The 21,835-nt window shown below is 66.0% G+C and carries 10 protein-coding genes and 1 pseudogene; 3 read left to right on the plus strand and 8 right to left on the minus strand.

Annotated elements, in window-relative coordinates; genetic code table 11:
- Positions 1-89: 89 nt before the first annotated feature.
- On the minus strand, positions 90-1,316 hold the full coding sequence (locus tag ASD47_RS01200; RefSeq protein WP_056750410.1) for an MFS transporter: 1,227 nt from the start codon (positions 1,314-1,316) through the stop codon (positions 90-92).
- A gap of 156 nt (positions 1,317-1,472) precedes the next feature.
- Here ASD47_RS01200 and ASD47_RS01205 point away from each other — a divergent pair, with 156 nt between their 5' ends.
- Positions 1,473-4,397 (plus strand): winged helix-turn-helix domain-containing protein, encoded by a 2,925-nt coding sequence (locus tag ASD47_RS01205; protein ID WP_235525708.1) that lies wholly within the window; start codon positions 1,473-1,475, stop codon positions 4,395-4,397.
- A gap of 108 nt (positions 4,398-4,505) precedes the next feature.
- On the opposite strand, the gene ASD47_RS01210 is transcribed toward ASD47_RS01205, so the two are convergent.
- The 6 genes and pseudogenes from ASD47_RS01210 to ASD47_RS27345 all read right to left on the minus strand — a co-directional run.
- Complete coding sequence (locus ASD47_RS01210; RefSeq protein ID WP_056750411.1) at positions 4,506-5,036, minus strand: OmpH family outer membrane protein; 531 nt, start codon at positions 5,034-5,036, stop codon at positions 4,506-4,508.
- Positions 5,037-5,051: 15 nt separating this feature from the next.
- Complete coding sequence (locus ASD47_RS01215; protein WP_056750414.1) at positions 5,052-5,489, minus strand: outer membrane protein assembly factor BamE; 438 nt, start codon at positions 5,487-5,489, stop codon at positions 5,052-5,054.
- Positions 5,490-5,521: 32 nt separating this feature from the next.
- Entirely contained in the window at positions 5,522-11,257 is a 5,736-nt protein-coding gene (locus tag ASD47_RS01220; protein WP_056750417.1) for a YadA-like family protein, read from the minus strand.
- A gap of 155 nt (positions 11,258-11,412) precedes the next feature.
- Positions 11,413-11,973 carry a hypothetical protein gene (locus ASD47_RS01225; RefSeq protein WP_156402054.1) on the minus strand — a complete coding sequence of 187 codons (561 nt, stop codon included), beginning with the start codon at positions 11,971-11,973 and terminating at the stop codon, positions 11,413-11,415.
- Between the two features lie 1,071 nt (positions 11,974-13,044).
- Positions 13,045-13,521 (minus strand): phosphatase PAP2 family protein, encoded by a 477-nt coding sequence (locus ASD47_RS27340; protein ID WP_235525738.1) that lies wholly within the window; start codon positions 13,519-13,521, stop codon positions 13,045-13,047.
- 183 nt (positions 13,522-13,704) lie between these two features.
- Positions 13,705-14,787: pseudogene (locus tag ASD47_RS27345) on the minus strand (phosphatidylinositol-specific phospholipase C1-like protein); the annotation flags it as partial.
- A gap of 39 nt (positions 14,788-14,826) precedes the next feature.
- On the opposite strand from ASD47_RS27345, the gene ASD47_RS01235 reads away from it, so the two are divergent.
- Positions 14,827-17,709, plus strand: a complete 2,883-nt coding sequence (locus tag ASD47_RS01235; RefSeq protein ID WP_369800247.1) for a TonB-dependent receptor — start codon at positions 14,827-14,829, stop codon at positions 17,707-17,709.
- Positions 17,710-17,780: 71 nt separating this feature from the next.
- On the opposite strand, the gene ASD47_RS01240 is transcribed toward ASD47_RS01235, so the two are convergent.
- On the minus strand, positions 17,781-18,521 hold the full coding sequence (locus tag ASD47_RS01240) for a GntR family transcriptional regulator (RefSeq protein WP_056750430.1): 741 nt from the start codon (positions 18,519-18,521) through the stop codon (positions 17,781-17,783).
- Positions 18,522-19,040: 519 nt separating this feature from the next.
- Between ASD47_RS01240 and ASD47_RS01245 the strand changes: the two genes are divergently transcribed.
- Positions 19,041-21,710 (plus strand): TonB-dependent receptor, encoded by a 2,670-nt coding sequence (locus tag ASD47_RS01245; protein WP_056750435.1) that lies wholly within the window; start codon positions 19,041-19,043, stop codon positions 21,708-21,710.
- Positions 21,711-21,835 lie beyond the last annotated feature (125 nt).

A 21,835-nucleotide genomic window follows, 5' to 3' on the forward strand; every position in this document is an offset into this window, starting at 1 on the left:
CAGCGGTCATCGACCGCAACCCAATCTTGCTCAAGCTCAATGATTTGGCATGTTAGGCGTCGTGAGGCGCTGTGAGTTCTCGCGAAACCCTAAGAGCCGTCGCCGGCCAGGGACCGGCCTCGGGTTTCGTGCAGGAGGAGGGCCGCCAGGGCGACCAGGCCGTAGGCCCCGGTGACGAAGACCGTGAGCATGGGCGCGAGACCTATCTTGACGACCCCGGCGCCGATGAAGCCGGTCGCCACCCCGGCCACGCCCCGCCCCAGATTGTAGCAGAAGCCCTGGCCTGATCCTCGAAGCGCGGTCGGATAGAGTTCGGCCAGCACCGGTCCGCTGGCGCTGAACATGCCCGTGGCCAGGAAGCCAAGCGGGAGACCCAGAACGACGGCGAGGGCCTTCGCGTGGGGGACGGCGAAATAGACCGGGACGAACAGGGCCGCCGTCACCGCGAAGCCCAGCAAGGCCTTGCGTCGGCCGAGATGGTCGCTGAGCCAGGAGCCGCCGAAATAGCCCAGAAACGAGCCGCCGATCAGCACGGCCAACCGGCGTCCCGCCTCGCCGGGATCGGTCGCTGCCCCAAAACGCAGCAGCGTGGGAAGCCAGGTGGCCAGCGCCCAGTATCCGCTGTGCAGCCCGATGGCGAGGAGCGCGCCGCGGAAGGTGGCGTAGGCGTGCCGACGGGCGAAAAGGTCGCGCCAGATCGCCGGCGGCTCGTCGTGCTTTGCAGCGGGCGGAGCCGGAAAGCGATGGCGCAGAAGCAGCACGCCTAACGCCAGTACGGCGGCCAAGCTGAACGCCGCCCGCCAGCTCGACACAGGATCATGGAACGAGACCACAGCGAACGCACCGCCCGCCGCCAAGGCCCAGCCGACAGCCCAGGCGCTTTGCGCCGCGCCGACCATCCGGCCGCGCATCGCCGGGGCGGCGGCCTCGGCGACAAGCACGATCCCGACAGCCCATTCTCCGCCGAACGCCGCCCCTTGCAGCGCTCGGGCGATCGTCAACTGGACTGCGTCGCGGGAGACCGCGCACATCAGCGTCGCCGCCGCGAACAAAAGGATCGTTGCTTGCAGGACCCGCACGCGTCCCCAGCGATCAGACAGGGCGCCGGCGATCCAGCCGCCTGCCGTCGAGGCGATCAGCGTGATGCTGGCGATCGCGCCAGCTTCGAAGGCGTCAAGTCTCCAGACGGCGGCGATGGTCGGCAGCAGCAGCGGATAGAGCTGTATGGCCAGGGCGTTCAGGACGAATCCGGCGAACGCCGTCCAGAAGGTTCCGCGACCTTGGATGTCGAGCGTTCGATACCATTGTGGAATCATCCGTCCCCCAAATCTTCACCAGCCGCCGATGCCCGTGGAATCGGCGGGCTCGTTATCCGAGCCCCGAAAAGCAGGATAACCAGCTCAGACGTCTGGCCGATTGATCGATCCGGACGAATTCCCCTAGTTAGGGCGAACTCGACTTGAGGGGCGGCCATGCGCCTGAACACGATGAAAGGGTCCGTCTTGGAGCGTGCATTTTCCGACGTCGAGGTCGGTCGGCTCGCATTCGGACCTTTTGAGCTGGCGCCTCACAGGCGTCTGCTGATGCGAAACGGGGCGCCTGTTGAGATCGGCGGCCGGGCGCTGGACCTGCTGATCGCTCTGGTGGAACAGCCCGGACGCGTCATGTCCAAGCGAGAACTTTTCGACCGCGTATGGCCCGGCCGGACTGTCGAGGACACGAGCCTGCGCTTTCACGTGACCAGCCTTCGCAAGCTGCTGGGCGACGGGGCGGGGGACGAGCGTTATATCGCCACCCAGGTGGGCGTCGGCTACGCGTTCGTCGGAACGGTCAGGGAAGTCGCGGCCGTCGCTCCGGCGCCGCCCAGAAGCGTCGTCCCGGAGCTGTCGCTGAGGGCGGCGGGCGCGTTGCCGGTCCGGACGCGGTTGATCGGCCGGGAGTCGGATGTCGAGCGCATTCTGGACGGTCTAGCTCATCCGCGCCTATTCACTGTCGTTGGCCCAGGCGGCATGGGCAAGACCACCCTGGCGGTCGAGGTTGGCTACAGGCTGGCCAGCGAGCATGGCCGCCACGTGCGCTTCGTCGACCTCGCGGCCCTGGCTGACGGCGCGCTGATCCCGTGGGCCCTGGCGGGCGCGCTCGGCATACCGGTGCAGACCGAGGATCCGATGACGGTCCTACTGGGCCACGTTCGGACCCAGGACATCGTGCTGATCCTCGATAACTGCGAGCACCTGATCGACGCCGTTTGCGGCGTCGCCGAGCGCATCAGGGAAACGGCGCCGCAGATCAGCGTGCTGGCGACGAGCCGCGAACCCTTGCGGGCGCGTGACGAGCACGTGCACTGGCTGGGCGCCCTGCCGTTTCCGAGCGACGCGATCGGCCTGTCATTGCTGGAAATATTGACCTTTCCCGCCGTCCAACTCTTCGTGGAACGGGCGTCGGCCGCGAACAGCGCCTTGGCGGTGGATGTCGAGGACGCGCGAGCGATCGCCCAGATGTGTGAGCGGCTCGATGGCATGGCGCTGGCCATCGAACTGGCCGCCGTGCGCGTGGCCGCCCACGGCCTCGCGACGACCAGCGCGATGCTCGGCGAACGGTTCGCCCTGAGCTGGGCGGGAAGGCGCACCGCTCTACCCAGGCAGCAGACCCTTCAGGCCACCCTGGACTGGAGCTACGAGCTCCTCAACCCGTCCGAACGGCGAACCTTGGAAAGGCTGTCGGTTTTTCGCGGCCCGTTTTCCCTCCGGGCGGCGTTGACCGTCGTTTCGGACGACGAACTGGACGAGGCCCGGGTGGTCGCCGCGTTCGAGGAGCTTACATCCAAGTGCTTGGTCGCGCCTGACCGCACCCACTGTCCCGAGGCCTACCGCCTGCTCGAAACCACCCGCGCCTATGGCAAGGCCAAGCTGGACGAACGGGGTGAAGTTGAGCTGGACGCAGTTCGCCGACGTCATGCGCGCTTCTTTCGCGACAGGATGGCGGAACTGGGTGAGACGCCCGAGGAAATCTTCGCCGGCGCGGCCACGATGTCCGGCCAGATCGGCAACATCCGCGACGCCCTCGACTGGAGCTTCGGCGGGCGGGGTGATCTCGCGGTGGCCACGTCCCTGGTGGCCGTTAGTGTTCCGCTCTTCGCCTATCTCTCGCTGTTCGTGGAGGGGCGCACCTGGTGTGAGCGGGCGGTCCGGAGCCTGGACGATCAGTTTCGCGATACGGCGGTGGAGATGGAGCTGCAGGCCGCCCTCGGCCTGACCCTCATGTTCACGCGTGGCAACGCCCCCGAAGCTGGCGTCGCCTTGCGCCGGGCGTTCGACATCGCAACCGCACTGGGGGATCGCTGGAACCAGCTGCGGCTGCTGGGCCGGCTGCACATCTTCCATGAGCGGATAGGCGAGTTCGAGCAGGCCCTGGCCTGGGCCGAGCAGGCCGTGGACATCGCCGAAAGCGTCGGCCACCCCGAAGCGACCGGTCTGGCCGCCTCGCTGGCGGGCGTGTCGCATCATCTGTTCGGGGACCAGGCCAGGGCGCGACGGGAACTGGAGACTTCGCTCCAGAAGAGCGCGCCGTCCGAGCGCAGCCGAACGCTCTATTACGGATTCGATCATCGCAACCGGTCCGGCATCGCGCTCTCGCGGGTTCTGTGGTTGCAGGGCTTGCCTGACCAGGCGCGGCGACTGGCGGTGCAGACCGAGGTCGAGGCCATCGCGCTCGACCATCCGGTAACGCGTTGCATCGCGTTGATCTGGGGCCATTCGATCTATGTCTGGACGGGCGACGAGGCTCAGGCCAAGGCGAGCCTGGACACCTTCGCCCAGATCGCGGAGGTCAACGGCTTCGTGCCCTACATCGCTGTAGCCCTCGGTCAGAGAGGCGTGCGGTCGATCCAGACAGGGCTAGTCCGCGAGGGCGTGTCCTGGATCCAGGAGAGCCTCGCGCGTCTGCACGCCGCCCGCTACGAGTTGCTGACCACCGCGTTCGAGCACGCCCTGGCGCACGGCCTTTTGCTCGACGGCCAGCCCGACGAGGCTCTCCGCACAGTCGACGCCACGCTGGCGCGGTGCCGCGCGAACGGCGAGGCCTTCGCCTTGCCGGAGCTACTTCGGCTTCGCGCCCGTATCGTCCAACAATATGGTGCCGACCAGTTGGCTGAGGCCGAACGGCTGCTGGACGAGGCGTTGGACATCAGCCGGAAGCAGGGGGCACGGGCGTGGGAGTTGCGGTCCGCGCATGATTTGGCCGAACTCTGGCTGGCGCAGGGAAAGACCCGGCAAGCGCTGACTCTCTTGGGATCGCTTCGGGAAGCCTTCGTCGAAGGATGGGATACGGCGGATCTCCGCGAGCTCGAACGCCTTTGGACGCGGGCCCAGGAAGCCGAGATTTCGGCTCGCCCCTGACTGAACGTGGCGTCCATCGGCGCGCCCCTAGAAGAGCGTGCAAAGCTGCTCGCTTCCCAAACTCACGCCAAGGCAAAGCCGGACGATCAGGCCGCGTCTGACCTTCGGCTACTGGATCGTGACGGCCTGTAGGACGCCATCCATTTCGCGGGCGGTCGCCGGCGTGATGTCCATCGCATTGTTCCAGCCGTAAGCATTGTCGCGCTCCATCACGACACTGCACGCGCTGCGGGTAATGACCCGGGTGAGCGCGTCATTGAGGGCGCGGTCGACCTGCTGCTGGGCGCGGGTCTGGGCGGCGATGAACCGCGTGTTCTGCTGCTGCTCCAGCGCCTGGGCTTGCTGGCTGAGGCCCGCCAGCTGTCGTTGGAACTCGATCGGCGCGATCGCCGCCTGTCGCCCTTCCAGCGCCCGGCGCTGCACGTCGAGCGAGGCCCGCCGCTGCGCCAGCTCGCTGCTCAGCGAGGCCTGCAGCTGGCGCAGCTGGACCTGCATCGACTGGCCGGCGCGCGAGGCGCCGATCGCCCCGACGCGCGATAGCAGGCACATGCCGGTGATGGGCGGACCGAAGGTCTGGGCGGTCGCAGGCCCACCGACGATCATTGTCAGGCCGATGACCAGCCCCCCGATCAAACGCATATCATCCTCGCCCGATCAGCTCGCGGCCGCGACCCGGTCCGCACAGGATTTCTCCTGCCAGACCACTTCGGACACCGTGACGTTGTAGTGCCCGCGCGGGCGGGTGAAGCGAATCTCCATCCGGCAGCGTACCCGTTCCACGCTCCCCGGTGCGACGGGAAAGAACAAGACGTAGTTCCACCGCCGCCGGACGCTCTCCGCGAAGTGCGGCGGACCGAGCAGGGGATAGATGCTGAACTTGTCGACCCCCGGCGTAATCAGCCGCACGTAGGCCGGGCTGACCGTGACGCCCAGCTTGTCGCGTTCGCCTGGAACCTCGTGGAATGCGGCGGGATCGATCGACGCCACATAGGTGTTGGCGGACGGGGAAGGGGTGTCTCGAGCGACGGCCGCGGCCGGGCCCGCGAGGCAGAGTCCTGAAAGGACCGCGAGAGCGAGACGCTTGGCTTTCATGGTGTCCTCCTTGAATGCGCAAATGGCGGGGATCAGAACTGGAGGCCGATGCCGAGATTGGCGCCGGTGCGTTCCTGGGTGTCGTAGGTTGCGCCGGCCTTGAGGATGGTGCGGCCGTCGTCCATGATCCGCGACAGGCCCATGGCGAAGGCGGATTGTCCGCCATAGGTGCCCGCGCCCAGGGAAAGCATGCTGCGACCCGGCTCATAGGCCTGGGGCAGGCCCGCCGCCGCCAGCGCGCCCGCGTTCCCGGCGAAGGCCTCGCGCCGCGCCTTCGACATATCGACCACGAAGCCCTGCAGCCGCGCGTCGGTATAGGCGTTGGCGGTCGAGATCGCATTCGACAGCCCGTCGTTGAGCTGCTGGACATTGACCGCGTCGGTCGGCGCGACGCCGGCGGCGACATTGTGCAGGGTCGCGGCCTGGCCGCCCGGATTGAACGTCACCGCATTGCCGCCGGCGTCGTACTGAACCGAATTGCTGGCCAGTTGCTGGACCTGGTGCAACTGCGAGCCGTTGACCGCGTCGGTCGAGGTGGCGGTCACCGCGCCGGCCCCGACGTTGCGGACAACGTTGCCGCCCATGTCGACGGTGGTGTTCTGACCCACGGTCAGGCCACCATTGGCGTTGATCACCCCGTTGAAGGTCGGGTTGTCCGCCATGGCGATCTGCAGCTGGTTGCCGTTGAGGGTGACCACGGTGTTGGTCCCGGCGGTCACGTTGAGGGTGCCGTTGGACGGGACGTTGGTGGCTGGGCCGCCGTTGGCCTGGATGTTCCAGCCCGCGCCCGCTGTCTGGTTCAGGGCCTGCAGCGCGTCGTTGACGTTGCTGTAGTTGGCGCCGCCAACGTTGAGGCTGGTGGTCACCGCGCCGGTCGTGGCGTTGTAGCTCGAAGCGCCCCCCAGGCCGGCCGCCACGCTGTCGCCGAGATTGGTGACATTGGCGCCGAGGTTGGTGACGGTGTTCTCGACGGTGGTCACCCGACCGTCGAGATTGGTCACCGCCGTGGTCTGGGCCCCGAGGGCGTCCCCGACATTGGTGTAGGTGGCGCCGCCCACCGTATAGGTCGGCGCGGTATAGGTTCCGGTTGTGGGGTCATAGGACGCCCCGCCGCCCAGCGCGCCGGCGGTGTTCTGGGCCACCTGGTTCAGCTGGCTGACGTTCACCGCGTCGGTCGGGGCCGAGCCGGCCGCGACATTGGTGACCTGCCGCTCGGCGCCGACGCCGCCCACCGACACCTCGCCCGCCGAGTTCTGCGGCGCGGCCAGGCCGTAGCCGGCATAGCCGGTCCGCGAGCCGACGGTCGTCGTCGCGCCCGCGCCCAGGGCGACGCTGCCCGAGAAGCTGGCGTTGGCGCCGGGGCCGATGGCGATCGACTGGATGCCGTTGGCGATGGCGTTGGTGCCCAGGGCGACGCCGTCGGCCTGCGAGACCTGGGCGTTCTGGCCGATCGCGGTTCCGCCCGGCGCGGTTATCTGCACGACCGCGCCATTGCCGATGCCAATGCCGTTGTCGCCGTTGACGACGGTGGTCGGGCCGACCGCCACCGAGTCCTGTCCGACCGCCAGCGAGTCGACAGCTGTCGAGTTGGCGTGGAAGTACCGCACCGGGGTCACGGAGACCGAGCCGATGGCGCCCTGCAGCTGGCGCAGGGTCACCGCGTCCTGGGCGCTGGTGCCGTCGGCGACATTGGTGATCTGGCGGTATTGGCTGGTCGTGGCGTTGCCGACCGAGACAGCGCCCAACAGTGTTGCGTCGGTGGTGTTGTAGGGCACGAAGCCGATGCCGGCGGCGATCGTGCCCGAGATCGGCGCGATCGCCCGATCGGCGACGGAGCCGGAACCCAGCGCCAGGGCGCCGTCGACGCTGGCGACCGCGTTGTCGCCCAGGGCCACGCTGTCGGTGTTGTTGGCCACCGCCCGCGGGCCCACCGCCACGCTGTCGGTCCCGATCGCCTGGCTGTCGGCGAGGATCGAGTTGGCGCGGAAATACTTGATGCCGCCGCCATTGTTGATGGTGGTGAGCTGGTTGGTGAGGCTGGTCAGGCCGCCGTCGACCGCCGTGAGGCTGTCGAAGAGCGTCGTATAGTTGCCGCCGAGGATGGTGTAGGTCGGTCCGGTGACGGTACCGTCGAGATTGACGGTCGAGCCGCCGCCCAGAGTGTTCGCGACGCTCTGGCTGACGCCGTAGAGTTGCGAGCCGTTGATCGCGTCGGTGCTGGTCGCCGACACCGCGCCCGCCGCCACATTGGTCAGGTTCTGGGCCGCACCCGGCGCCGAGCCGGTTCCTCCGGGGGCCACCAGGGCCAACTGGTCGGCCGCCCCGGTTTGCTGCACCGGACCGACCGTACCGCTGTTGACGCTGTTGGTCAGATTGGTGATCGCCGCCGTATTGCCGGCGATGTCGGTGGTGTTGGTCGTCACCTGCTGGTTGGTGGCGAACAGCTGCGAACCATTGACCGCATCGGTCGAGCCGCCGTTGAGCCGGCCCGCCGCCACGTTTGTGATCGTGCGCTCGGCGCCAAGCGCGCCGACGCTGACCGTGCTGGTCGGGGCGGTTCCAGCGAAGCTGTAGTTGTTGCCGCCGATCGTCGTTCCGGTCGTGCCCACCGCGACGCCGGTGCTGCTGCCGGAGCCCAGCGCGATGTCGCCGGCGTTGTTGGCTACGGCGCTGGGACCGATGGCGACGGAGTCGGTCCCCAGGGCCTGGCTGTCGGGCTGGGTCGAGGTGGCGTGGAAGTACTTGATGCCCGCGCCGGTGTTGATGTTGGTGACGGTGTTGTTGAGATTGGCGATGTCGGTGGTGTTGGTCGTCACCTGTTGGTTGGTGGCGTAGAGCTGCGAGCCGTTGATCGCTTCGGCGCTGGTCGCCGACACCGCGCCTGCCGCCACATTGGTCAAGTTCTGAGCCGCGCCCGGCGCCGCGCCGGTTCCCCCCGGCGCCACCAGGGCCAGCTGATTGGCCGACCCGGTCTGCTGCACCGGACCCACAGCCCCGCTGTTGATGTTGTTCGTCAGATTGGTGATCGCCGCGGTGTTGCCGGCGATGTTGGTGGTGTTGGTCGTCACCTGTTGATTGGTGGCGAACAGCTGCGAGCCGTTTACCGCATCGGTCGAGCCGCCGTTGAGCCGTCCCGCCGCGACGTTGGTGATGGTCCGTTCGGCGCCGCCAGCGCCGACGCTGACCGTGCTGGCCGGGGCGGTTCCAGCGAAGCTGTAGGTGTTTCCGCCAATCACCGTGTTGGCCGTGCCGACGGCCACAGCGGTCGTGCTGCCCGAGCCCAGCGCCACGTCGCCGGCGCTGGCGGTCGCCGTCGCGCCATTGCCGAGCGCGACATTGCCCGCCAGCCCGGCCGCGCCGGCGGTCGAACCATTGCCGAGCGCCACGCTGCCCTGGCCGATCGCGCGGTTGTTGTTGCCGATCGCGACGGCGCCATTGGCCTGGTTGGCGGCGGTCGCCGTGGTGGTGCCGTCGCTGTTGGCGATGTTGTTGGCCCCGCCGGTGAAGGCGCCCGTGCCGCTGGCGTAGCTGGGGTCGCCGATCGACACCGCGCCGTCGCCGAAGGCGGTGTTTGAGCGCCCGATCGCCACCGCGCCGCCGCCGGCCGTGCCGGCGTTGGCGGTGCTCAGATTGCCAATGGCGACGTTGACGCCGGTCGCGCCCGTGCTGGCGAAGTCGCCCACCGCCACCGAGGACGCGCTGCCGGTCGTGGACCTGTAGCCAAGGGCGACCGAATTGGCGAAGTTGGCCGTCGTGTTCTGGCCGATGGCGATGGCTCGAGCCGCGCCGGCCGAGGCCGGCGTGCCGAGAATACCGCCGCCGCCTCCGCCGATGGCGATTGCCCCGCCCGTTGTCGCGCTGGCGCCTAGGCCGGACACCGTCCCGGCTCCGATGGCGACGGTATAGGCGTTGGACGCAGAGGCCGACTGGCCGAGCGCGACCGCTCCCGTGGCAAGGGCCGACGCGCGGGCGCCGACGGCCGTTGCGCCGTTGTTGCCCGTCAGCGCCGAGGCGCCGATCGCAACCCCGTTGACGCCGATGCCTGGATTGGACGCGCCATTGCCGATGGCGACGCTATCGCTTGCGGCCGACGCTGCGGCCAGACCCAGGGCGATCGAGTTCGTCCCGGTCGCGCCGTTGTTGCTGTAGTTGCCGCCCGTCACGCCGCCGTCATTGACGCTGAGATAGTGAATGGCGGTGGTGCTGACGGTATTGGCCAGCGTGGTGACCGCCTGGTTGGTGGCGAAGAGCTGCGAGCCGTTGACCGCGTCGGTCGAGGTGTTCGAGATCCGCCCGGCGGCCAGGTTGGTGAGCGTCCGCTCGGCGCCCGCCGCGCCGATGCTCACCGTGCTGGTCGGGGTCGCCGTGCCCGCGAACGTGTAGACCGTGCCGTTGATCGTGGTGTTCGCGGTGCCCACGGCGGCGGCCGTGACCGAGCCCGAGCCCAGGGCGACGTCGCCGGCGTTGTTGGCGGTCGCCGTGTCGCCAAAGGCGAGGGCGCCGGCGGCGCCCGCGCGGCTGGCGTTGCCAATGGCGACGCTGCCCTGGCCGATGACCGTGTTCTGGTAGCCGATGCCGACCGCGCCCTGGGCCGCCGTGCCGGCCGTGCTGACCCCCTGGCCGCCGCCGCCGACCATGTTGGTGTTGCCCATCGCCACCGACCCGGCGCCCGTGGCGGTGTTGTCCTTGCCGCTGGCCACCGCCCCGTCGCCGGTGGCGGTGTTGGGATCGCCGATCGCCACCGCGCCGTCGCCGCTCGCGACGTTGCCCGCGCCGACAGCGACGGCCTTGCCACCGGTGGCGGTGGAGCTGTTGCCGATGGCCACGGCGTCGGCCGTGTCCGCGAAGGCCCGGAGACCGACTGCGATGGTGTTGGCCGCTGTCGCCTTGCTTGCGCGCCCCATCGCAAGGGCGTCGTTCGCGGACGCCGTCACGTCCGTGCCGATGGCGACGGTGCTCTGGCCGAGGGCGCCGGCTCCAGCCAGGGTGCGCGAGCCGAGAGAGACGGAGTTTATCCCCGATGCGACCGTCCCGAAGCCGATCGCCACGGCGTTCTGCTGGCTCGCGGTGGCGGTGCTGCCCTGGGCGATCGCATCGATCCCGGATGCATTGGCCTGATACCCAAGCGCGACGGTGCGCAGCCCGCCAGCGACGGACTGATAGCCTCCCCCCCATGCGAAGTTGCCGCTGGCGGTGGCGCCGACGCCGACCGCGGTGGAGTTGCCCCCTGAAGCCAGGGAGGCGGTGCCCAGCGCGCTGGCCCCGGCCCCGGTGGCGTTGGCGTTGACGCCGATCGCGGTCGTATTGATGTTGTTCGAGATCGTGCCGGCGCCCAGGGCCACCGCGCCGCCGGCGCCCGTAGCCTGCGCGCCCTGTCCGATCGCCACCGTATATTGCGACGACGAGACCGTTGAGGTTCCGATCGCAACGGCATTGAGATTGGTGGCCGACGAACTCGCGCCGATGGCGACAGAGCCGCTGGCTGGCGCCGAACCGCCGCCGGCCGCATATTGCGCCTGAGCCGGGGCGCAGAGGCCGAGCGCCACGATCGCCGCCACGCCGCCGATCGCGCTGGCCGGACGCAGGCCGCCGCCGACGCCCAGCGCGCCGAGCCCCAGGCCCTTGCGGCTGACGCCCAGCACCTGGTGGGCTCGGCGCAGGATCGCCATCAGCCGGCGAAGCTGCGACCAGTTGCGCCCATCGCTGCGGCCCATCCAGTTGCGGACGAAACCGGCGAGACGACGATCCTTCGACACGTAGGCATTCATGGCAACGCTACCCCTCAATATCGGCCCGCCAGCCCTGCTGGGCATTGGCGAGAGCCGCGATCTGGGCCCACTTCACTTCTCTCGTGCGGCGGGCGCCTGTCCGCACGACCGATCTTGCGAGCCTGGCTGGCGGGGCCGGGCTCACGCGCGCTGGATCAGTGGCGCTGGGTCATCCCGGAGAGGGTGACCACCACGCAGGTGGAGCCGCTGGGGATCATCAGCGCCTGTCCCTGGTTTCCGGCGAGCTGGTATTGCCAGACGCCCAGGAGGGGCTGGCCGGCCGTGCTGCCGGCCGGGAGGAGGCTGACGACCTCGGCGCAGGGCTTCTGGAAAGGCGCCACGCGCACGAGGTAGCCTTCGCATCCCCCTTGGCCGGGCGCGGCGACCACCACCCCGCCGGCCGATCCCTTGAGGTCCGGCTGGTCGTAGGTCAGACCCAGAAGGCCTCGGACGAGATGGGCGTCGGGGGCGGCCTGGTCCGTTTCGGTCTTGACCGAGAACGCCGCCCCGCGGGTCAGGCCCTGACCAAGCGCCTCGTAGAGATCCGCGCAGTTCCGCGCGCCGACCTTGTTGGCCTGATCGCGGAAGACCGCCGCGTTCGCCGGCGCAGCGGTGGCCGCCGCCGCGGCGGCGGGCGCCAAGACGCTGACGTCAGCAATGAGCGCGAGCCCGACAACGGCTGCAAAAGCGCGGCGTCGGAGATTATTGCCCGCCAATACTTGATTCATCTTCGCCCTCAACCTTCTTTTGATGCCGGTGGATGCGGTTCTGGGCGCCCCAGCTTCCCGAAATCGCATCACCTTCCCGCTTAGGTGGCATGTAGAGGGGAGCCAGCGGCTTAAATTCTTAACACATGGTTAGCGTGGCGCGGTCCATTGGGTGTCGTTTATCGATATCAACTACTAGAAAGGTGGGAAAAGAGGTATAGCTATATTATATTTCAAGTTTATCTGTGGCTTTTGTGGCAAAGCTATTGCGCTTTAGTTTGTGACGAGTTAAATTGCTTAGTATATCTGTGAAAAATTACCCGATTCTATAGACATGTTAAAGTATATCTCGGAACGGTAGGCGGAAAAGTGAAATGGCCGTTTCTCGAAAGCCGCAGCGCTGAAGTTGTCGAGCGGCACGAGCTGTTTCCGGGGAATTGCCCTGGCTAGCTGATAGTATAAATCCCATGTTTCGGTTTCGGCGCGATATGTGTGTCGTTGCATCTCTTGCATGAGGTGGCTGATCTGGTGATTAGGCCCATTGTGGGTTGTGGATAAAAGATGATTTTCCGGGTGGCGCCGGACGCTTATCCTGTACTTTTCGCCTACAGGTCCTCGGTGTTGAAAGTCACACGGGGTGATGTATGGCTAGTGGCGCGGTCGTGGTTAAAATGAGCGGATCTTGAAGTAAATTTTTGCAAATCCGTCAAGAATAGAAGTCTCTATTACCTTCCTCGAGGCGCTCATAAAGTCGGCTGGCTTGATTTTATAGGTGTAGATAAAAAGATAGAACGTGAATTAATGTTACAATCTGGAATAGGTTCTCCGTAGCAATGGGTTTATAGAGATTTCACCAGATTTCAGCGGGTAAATCCTGATATTGTCGAGCAAACTGCAAGCCGCACGATTTTCGATTTGGCGGCGTTTTTAAAACAACAGTTCGTCCCGATGATCGTTACCGAAAGCCCAGCGGCCTCGCGAGAAGCTGCACCGTGGAGAGCTGGAGTTCGGATTCGCTTTCCTACCCGGATCCCGCCAACGGCTTCGGCGTGAGGAAACCTCCAGTCCCTGGAGCGCTCATTATCGAGAGGGCGTTGCCAGGGCTGCGTCCAGTTCAGCGCGGGCCATGTCCATGTCCCGCCGGAAGATCGGCGAAGCGTGTTCGGCCGCGTAGATCACGGCGCCGGCCTGGAGACCCGCTTCCGTCGCGCTGAAGGTGTGAGAGCCGCAGACATAGCGACTTTCGGCATAGTCGCGGCCCCGCGCGTAGAGGGCGGCGGCGCGGGAGGGGGCCAGTTCGGCCAGGATCATCGCCACCTGCTCGCCATGGACGGAGTGCCCGGATGGATAATCCGGATTGCCGGCCAGGTGGTCGCTCTTGGGTTCGCAGATCGGAGCGGCCTCCTTGCCGATATAGGGCCGCTTCGTGTCCCAGTAGGTCTTGGCCAGGCTGACGACTGAGCGATCCTCGCCGGCCCGTTGCAGCAGGGCGGTCAGCACCGGCGCGGCCTGGGGCGTCAGTCTTACGCCCAGGGCCTGGGCGAAGTGATCGTACATGGACCCATCGACGTCGGCGGTGGCCAGGGCCCAGCGAGGCGAGTCCTTCAGCGCGCGGGTCTGGTCGAAGATCGCCGCGTCGGCGACGGCGCGGGGCGAGCCCTTGGCGGGCGGCGGCGCCAGGATCTTGGTCAGGTCCGGCCGAGCCTGGGGTGAGAGATAGCCGCGCGGTGGGACGCCGGGCTGGGCTTCGATCGCCAGGCTGTCGCAACGATCGGCGGCCCGCACGGGGTTGCAGATGGCGACATCGCCCCCGGTCAGGCGCACGGCGTATCCGCCGGCAAAGCGTGGATCGGGCCAGAGGTAGTCGGTCGAGATATATTGCGCGCCGCTTGTCAGCGCAGCGCTGCGCTGGGTCACATCGTTGGTTCGCGCGGCCCAGGTGTCGGCGTCGGCGCGCGTGCGGACGATGAAGCCCGCCTTCACGGCGGCGGCGATGCGGTCCTTCTGGCCGACTGGGTCGTTGAGGGTCAGATAGGCCGCGGCTGGCGAGGCCTCGTCGGTGTTGACGAACATCGCGCGGCCCTCCAGCGAGGTTCGCGTCCCGCGATAGAGCGCCACCTTGGCGGGGGGCTCGTCCAGGGCGAAGAACACCTTGCCGCGCGAGGCGGCCAGGCTGGGCCAGCCGTCGGCCAGGATCGCCTCGCGCAGGGTGGCGCGTCGGCCGCGCACCTGGTCGGGGGTGATCAACCGGCCGTCGTCGAACACCGAGCGGATCTCGGCGTCCAGGGCGTCGAACGTCCTTTCGTCGAAGGGCAGGGGGGTGACGCCGCCGGGCAGGCTGGCCTGGCCATCCTTGGCGTTGAGCAGGATCAGGATCGGCACGTGATCCGGATGGGCTTTGGACCAGGCCTTCACCTGCGTCAGGCACGCGACGAAGGTCGGGCACGAGCTGCGGAAGTCGACGTCTGGCATGTGAAGGACCTTGAAGCCGGGCTTCGCCAAGGCGGCGGCGACGCTGGGCGGCAGGATGGTCCCGTGTCCGAGGGCGGTCAGCGGCTTGGCGTAGAGACCGCCGCCCGGATCGGCGACCACGTCGATCTCCAGCTGCCTGGCCCCGGCGTCCAACTGCTCGACCAGTGGCCGGTGCGCATAATCGACGCCCAGGGCGGCCTGTCCGCGCGCGGTGACCATGGCCGCCATCTCCTCGGGCGGGACGGCCAGCTTGTAACTGTTGTGCGTGCCGACCGCGGTCAGGTCGTTCATGCGCAGCTCGGCGGCGGCGGGACTGGCGCCCATCAGAAGCGCGGCGACGAGACTTAGCATGAGGTCCTCCGAAGATCGCGGTCCGACTAGCCACGCTCGATGACGGTTTCGCGTCGGTGGTCGACGCCCCGTCCGTCGTCGTCACAAACCCTTATTCGAAACGAGAACCGGGAGTCACGGAACACCCCTAACGCCCGGCCTCTCGCCGGACGCCCAGCTTGGGTTGTCTCCCTCCGCCGCCAGTACAGGGGCTTTTCCATGTCACCAATCAAGAAGGCGCTGGTCATGAGCGCCGCGGCCTGCGTCTTCGTCACGGTCCTGTCCGCCGGCTCGGCCGAGGCGGCCGACGTCGCGCCGGCGGCTTCCCCGGCCGACAACGCCGTCGACGAAGTGGTCGTTCAGGGCTTTCGCAAGTCGCTGGGCGCGGCGCGCGTGGCCAAGAAGGACAGCGCCATTGTCGCCGACGTGATCGTCGCCGAGGACATGGCCAAGTTCCCCGACCTCAACCTTGCCGAGTCGCTGCAGCGCCTGCCGGGCGTGGCCATCAACCGGGAAGGCGGCGAGGGGCGTCGAGTCAGCTTGCGCGGCCTGGGCCCTGACTTCACCCGTGTGCAGCTGAACGGCATGGAGGTGCTGGGCAACGTCGATTCGCCGATGGACAGCCGCGGCCAGACCTCGCGGGATCGGGCGTTCGACTTCAACATCTTCGCCTCGGAGCTGTTTTCGAAGGTCGACATACGGAAGTCGTTCTCGGCCGAGCAGGACGAAGGCGGCATGGCCGGCACGGTGGGCCTCTATACCGCCAAGCCGTTCGACTATTCGGGAACCAAGGCCGCCCTGTCCCTGCAGGGCGGCACCAACTCGGCGACCAAGGACTTCCAGCCGCGCGGCGCGGCGATGTTCAGCAGGAACTGGGACGACAAATTCGGCGTCCTCGTCTCAGTGGCCTATTCCAAGCGCAAGACCCAGGAGCAGGGTTACAACACCTACGCCGCCCCCACGACCAAGGCCCTCGCCGCCAATGTCGTCAATCTCAGCGCGGCCGACCAGGCCAAGGCCATTAATGGCGAGCTGATCTTCCAGCGCGGCAACCGACTGACCGTCTGGGGCTCGGACCAGGAGCGCCTTGGCGTGACGGCCGCGCTGCAATGGCGTCCGGTCGAGAACCTCACCCTGACTCTCGACGCCCTGCACGGCAAGTTCACTAACGACAGGGACGAGAACAGTCTGGCCACCCGCGCCAGCCTGAACTCGACCATACTGGGCGCAGCCACCCCTCACTCAGGCAACCTGGTCAGTCCCCCGCCGGTGCTGAACTCGATCCAGTACGACAAGTACAACACGGTCGTTTACGCGGATGTCGACAACACTGTCTTCGCCACCGAGACCCGTCGCCAGCAGACCAGGAACACGTTCGATCAGTTGGTGCTGACCGGCGAGTGGAAGCCCACCGACCGCCTGACGGTCGACGGTCATATCGGTCAGGAGACGTCGGATTACGACATTCCTATCTCGGACAAGTTCTACACCGAGGCGTTCGGCGGGCTGATCACCGACTATCGCGGCGACGCAGGCCACAACACCTACAAGTGGAACACCACCGATCCGAACAACTACCGGGCCCACGAGATCGACTTCTCGGCCACCTATCAGAGCACCGAGTTGAAGAACGGTGAGCTGAACGCAGCTTGGGAATTGAACGGCGCCTTGACCTTCAAGGCGGGCGTTTCGTATCGCGGCTTCGAGAACTCGGGTTACACCCAGACCAACGATGACGTGAACAAGACGGCCTGGGAAAAGGGCACGCTGGATGATCACGTCACCAGTTACTACACGATCTTCGACAAGCACCACGACCAGTCCTGGGTGAACGTCGACTTCGACAAGGCTCTGGCCTTCTACGGGGTTACCCGCACCTTGGGCGCGCCCAAGGCGATCTACCAGGTCGAGGAGGACACCCAGGCCGGCTATCTCCAGCTGGACTGGAAGACCATCTTGTTTGGCAGGCCCGTACGGGGGAACGCCGGCCTGCGGGCCTATGACACCGACTTGATCTCGTCTGGCGTCATGGCGGTCAAGGGCGTCAACACGCCGACCGAGGCCAAGAAGACCTATTCCGGCGTGCTGCCAGCCTTCAACGCCGTGTTGGAAGTATCAGACCAGTTCCAGATCCGAGCCGCCGCAGCCCAGAACATCAACCGTCCCTCGCTGGCCGCCTATGCGATGAACGGAACGATCAGCGTCGACGGGACCAGCGTGACGGTGTCGACCGGCAATCCCAACCTCAACCCCTACACCTCCGACGAGTTCGATCTGTCGGCCGAATGGTACTTCGGCAGCATCGGCATGCTGACCGCTGGCGTCTTCCACAAGAAGATCAACGGCCTGGTCAGCAGCCAGACCGTCAACAATGTCACCTACGCCAGCACCGGCCTGGCCGAAGGCCTGTACCCGGGCGTCACCGGGTCGACGATCGTATCGTCCTACACCCGGTCGGTGAACCTCAACGAGGCCACGCTGACCGGCCTGGAACTCAGCGCCCAGAGCGATTTCTTCTTCCTGCCGGGTCCATTCAAGAACATGGGTGTCGTCGCCAACGTCACCTTCATCGACTCCGAGACGACCAACCTCGTCAACGGCAAGCCCCAGAAGGGCGCGATCTACGGGATGTCCGACCTGAACCACAACGTCACGCTCTACTACGAGACGGCGAAGTGGGGCGCGCGGATCTCCTCCAACTATCGTTCGGAGTACACGATCGACAGCGGCGGCTTCAAGGCGACAACCTATATCGACGCGGCGGCCTTCTATCAGCTGACGCCGGGGATACGCCTGACGCTTGACGCCGTGAACCTCTCCAACGAGCGCGAGTCCCAGTACAACAGCTACAATAACGGGTTCGGCGCGACCGGCGCCCACCGGCTGTGGAACGACACCACCAGCGGACGGACGGTGTTCGTGGGCGCCAACATGCAGTTCTAGGCGTCTGCGAAGGACGCTGGGCAAGGCCGTTCGAAGAACCCTTCGGGCAGCCTTTGCGGCTCCGGGCCGCCCTAGAGATTGTGGTTGAGCTCGGCGACCACGTCATAGGCGTCGCCGCGATAGTAGGACTGGGTGAACTCCGCCGCGCGGCCGTCCGGCAGGAAGCCGCGTCGTTCGATCAGCAACCCTGCGTCGCCCGGACGGACACCCAGCGTCTCGGCCTGCTCCCTGGTGAACGTGACGGCGCGGAGGCGCTGCAAGGCCCTCACAGGTCGATAGCCGGCCTTGTGCAGGGCTTCATAAAGGGAGTCCTCCACCGCATCGAGCGACGGCAGGCAGTAGGCCGGGATGGTCGAATATTCCAGGGCCATAGGCGAGTCGTCGGCGTAGCGGATCCGGTGGAATCGATAGACCGGCGCGCCGGGAGACAGGACGAGCGAAAGCGATTCCTCGGGGGTCACGGCGCCGAGCGAGCGGTTGATCCAGGCGCTGTGTGGGCGGCGCCCGCGAGACAGCATGTCCTCTGAAAACGAAGACAGCTTAGAGAAGCTCTTCTCGACCCGACCGGTGACGAAGGTGCCGGCGCCTCGACGGCGGCTGAGAAGACCTTCGTCCACCAGGCCGCCGAGCGCCTTGCGCACGGTGATGCGTGAAACGGCGTATTCCTCGGCCAGGTCCCGTTCGGGCGGAATGGCGACGTCCGGCGTCAACACGTTACGCTTGATCGCGTTTCGCACGACGCGCTGCAGCTGAAGATAAAGCGGCGTCGTGTCTTCAATCTCAAGCCGGCCCACGATGTCGGAGAAGGACATGGGATTACCTAGGTCTTTCATGGGAGCGAGGTCTCAAGCGGCCGGAAGGGAATAAATGACCTGCCCCTTCAGGGAGGCGGGCGAGAGCCGGGGATCACGCGGGACGTCCTGGAGTGATCAACCAAGCGCATACCACCTATGAGACCATTTTCAGCCCAATGGCTAACTAACATCAATTTGCTTTAATTACCACGGCTGGCCCTGTCCAAATTGGGCAGCCCACAATGGCCGGTCGTGGACCTTTGCGTGGCGCGGTCCCTAAAAATCCCCTTTTTCTACAACCATATACGTGGGTCCTGATCATTCTAAAGGACTACGCCTCTGAGGCCATTTCAGAATTATATATGAAATTTAATTTACTAATTGACGAAGGTGGGAGCCCAAACGTAGGCTCAGGCTCGCATCAGGTATTCCAATGGTCCTGGATTGGTCTCTAGGGGTCTTGGCGGCTTGGGCGGCTGTCGTGGCGACGGTCTGGCGAGGGTGGGAGCTGCGGCGCCCAAGGGGAGGGGACTCGAAATGAGCCTCAAAGCACATATTCTGCTGACGACCGCGCTGGCGGGCGTGTTCATGGCCGGCGCAGCGTCGGCTCAGACGGCCAGCGGGGCGACGACGGTCGACGAAGTGGTCGTCACCGGCCTGCGCGAGAGCCTGAAGAAGTCGATCCAGGTCAAGCGCGAGGCCAACGCCGTGGTCGACGTCATCACCGCCGATGGCGTGGGCAAGTTCCCCGACCGCAACGTCGCCGAAGCTCTGGCTCACGTGCCGGGCGTTAGCGTCGACCACCAGTTCGGCGAAGGTGAGCGGGTCGCCATCCACGGCACCGACCCGGCGCTGAACCGCATCCTGGTCGACGGTCACAGCATCGCCTCGGCCGATTGGGGCGGCAACCCGTCCGATCGCTCAAGCCGCAGCTTCAACTATTCGCTGCTGGCGCCCGAGATCGTCGCCCGCGCCGAGGTCTTCAAGTCGCCGGAAGCCCGGATCGATGAAGGCAGCCTGGGCGGCACCGTCATCGTCCACACGCGCAAGCCGCTGGACCTGGACGCCAACACCTTCTCAGGCTCGCTCGGCTACGCCTACAACGATCGTTCCGAGAAGGGCAATGCCCGCGCCTCGGGTCTCTATAGTTGGAAGGACAGCACCGGCAGCCTGGGCATCTTGCTGGGCGCCACCTACGACAAGCAGCACCTGACCCGTGCTGGCGTCGAATATTTCGGCTACAGCGGCGGCGACAGCTTCGACAGCGCCTTCACCTACGACGCCAGCGGCAACGTCACCGGCGGCCCGACGATCAACGGTGCGGCGCCGACCAACGCCAGCCTGGCTACCCTGCGCGCCTCGCGCCTGCCGTGCTGCATCAACTTCGCCTACTTCGACCAGACGCGCGAGCGGATCGGCCTTTCGGGCGCCGTGCAGTACAAGCCGACGGATGATCTGGAGTTCCTGGTCACGGGCCTGCACATCGACGGCAAGTACAACAACTACAGCCAGTCGGAATATTCGGTCGCGGTCTGGACGCCGACCACCCTTCAGGCGGCCACGGTCAATAACGGCCTGATGACCCAGGGCGTCTTCGGTCCCAAGTCGAACGGCGACACCGCCCAGCTTGATACGAACTATCGTAAGACGACGATCAAGAACGACAGCCTGAACTTCGCCGCCAACTGGAAGCCTGGCGCGTGGGACATTCACGCCGACGTCGGCTACACCAAGGCCACGGGCGGCAAGGATCCCGAGTACCTGTTCTCGGCGATGACTAGCGCAGGCTTCACCTATGCCTTCGACGGCAAGAACACGGTGGTCAACTATACCTCCGATCCGAGCACCCCGGGCACCTTCGCCAGCCGCAAGAACGGCACCGTCAACCGCAACGGCCAGACGTTCACGGGTTTCCAACTCGGCGGTGTCTATACTGGCGTGACCTCGGACGAAGAGGCTTACGGCCAGGTCGACTTCAAGCGTGATGTTGAGTGGGGTCCTTTCACCAAGATCCGGTTCGGCTTGAAGTACTCCGACCACAGCAATGAGGAATCCTCGGCCGGCACGTCCGACTATTCGGACACGCCGTTCAGCCTCGCCGATATTAAGACGATCACCACGCCGGCGGACCTGTTCAGCGGTCTGGGCGCTACCGGCAACGCCACTCAGTTCACGACCATTCCGAAGGAAGAGGTTATCCGTCTGCTGAAGGCGCGGAAGTACTCGTTCTACAGCACCGACTATGGGGCCAGTTTCAAGGTCGACGAAAGCATCGCGGCCGCCTACGTGCAGGGCGACTTCGAGCAAAACGGCTGGCGGGGCAATATCGGTGGCCGCTTCGTCAACACCAACGACGACTCGCGTTACTGGCTGAGCAACGACAACGGCAATACCTATGTGCCGGCAAAGACCATGAACGAATACAACAAGTTCTTGCCGTCGTTGAACGTGGCTTACGCGCTTGGGGACAACGTGGTGGTGCGCGGCGCCGCGGCCCAGGTCGTCGCTCGGCCCCGCTACGGCCAACTGGCCGGGGCGTTCAGCCGGGATGACAACCAGCACACGGCGGGCGGCGGCAATCCCGACCTGAAGCCCTATGAGGCGCTGAACCTCGAATTGTCGGCCGAATGGTACTTCGCGCCGGGCGCCATGCTCTCGGCGGAAGTCTTCCATCGCGACATCAGCTCCTATGTCGTGTCCAAGACCACCGACATGCAGCTGTTCAATCCGAATACTCAGAAAACCGAGACCTATAGCGTCACGCTGCCGATCAATGCGCAGGACGCCAAGGTCAGCGGCCTGCTCGTGTCGTTCCAGAGCGATCTGCCCTGGGGCTTCGGCATCCAGACCAACGTTTCCTACTCGGAAGCGGAGGTCCAGGACTACAACATGCCGTTCCTGTCGAAGTACACGGTCAACGTCATTCCCTACTACGAGAAGGGACCGTTCCAAGCGCGTCTTAGCTACAACTACCGCTCTTCGTATTTCACCGGCATTGGTCGTTTGAATTCGAAAGACAGCACCGACGGATACAACCAGCTCGACTTCTCGGCCTCATACAAGTTCACCGACCGCATGTCGCTGAACCTGAACGCCCAGAACCTGCTGGATGAAACCTACTATTCGTACAGCGGCACCAAGGACGCCCCGACCGCCTTCTACAAGAACGGTCGCGTGCTGGCCCTGAGCTTCGCCTACAAGATGTAGGGTTTACTTTCTCCCCGACTGGGCCGCCGCCGCACCTGCAAGGCGGCGGCCCTTTTTTTGGGAGGCGTCCAAGCGCGCTGGGACACTGACGACGTCGTGACGCCGACGACGAGGCTTGGATCCCG

This window comes from Caulobacter sp. Root1472, from assembly GCF_001426985.1.
GTDB lineage: Bacteria > Pseudomonadota > Alphaproteobacteria > Caulobacterales > Caulobacteraceae > Caulobacter > Caulobacter rhizosphaerae.